Here is a 941-nt window from a genome sequence, read left to right on the forward strand (position 1 = left end):
TCATCTTTATGTAAGAGTTAGATTTGAATCAAAAGGTAACGCTTATCCACTGCTTTTTAAAACCCTTTACCGAAGGTTTAGTGCAACAAGGTATAAACTTCACCTCGGCCGACGGCCTTCGCGGTCGTTTATACGAGCCGTTGCAATTAGAATTAATAAAATAAGAACAGATAAGTGAACGAAGCAGTCAGAACAAATTCCTTTAAGGGGAAAGATAAGACCTTACTGATTGATGAAGAACTTATCCGATTTGACGATAAAGAAATAGAAAGAAGTAAAGTATCAGGTATAAGATACTGGATTAGCGCAATAGAATTCTATAAGTTTCCTGTAGGCAGAAAATACCACATTGGCCTTAGGACCGAGAATGAACAGATTGATATTATTCTTAAAAGCTACTTCGGTGTTGGAAATGCTTACTTTATAGATTTGTGTAGTAGAATATTAGATGAAATTTGGGAACCTGTAATTGCCCAAATAATGAATCCGGCTGTGGATCTGCTTATTGCAGGTGAAGAAGTACAGTTTGGACACTGCACACTTAGCAAAGACGGTGTGCTTATAACTAAAAACAACACGATCACTAAAAAGCAATTACTGATAAGTTGGGCAGACTTGAATTACCAGAAAAATTATGACCGACTTACTCTAAACAGCAAAAGCGACCACAGGCTATGGAAAAATCTATACTTCGGAGAAAGCTGGAATATTGAAATTTTAATGGCTTTGTTGGACTGGATAACCATTGAAGATGGATTGCAGGAGATACAGAAGAAAGAGAACAACTTCAACCAACACGGCACATAAGCCAAGCTGCGTCTTCGCCTTGCTTACCTCATGTACAAACCGAAATCTATGAGTAAAACAAAGGTTTTGCTCTAAATATTCTTCAATTTCAGTTCATAAGGCGTTCCTCTTTTCACCACGGCCACGATCTGGTG

The 941-nt window shown here is 37.9% G+C and carries 1 protein-coding gene; it reads left to right on the top strand.

Features of this window, described 5'->3' with window-relative positions:
• Positions 1-174 precede the first annotated feature (174 nt).
• Entirely contained in the window at positions 175-807 is a 633-nt protein-coding gene (locus tag I0P70_RS21195; protein ID WP_196121134.1) for a hypothetical protein, read from the top strand.
• Positions 808-941 lie beyond the last annotated feature (134 nt).

It is taken from the genome of Pontibacter sp. FD36, assembly GCF_015686655.1.
In the GTDB taxonomy this organism is placed as follows: Bacteria; Bacteroidota; Bacteroidia; order Cytophagales; family Hymenobacteraceae; genus Pontibacter.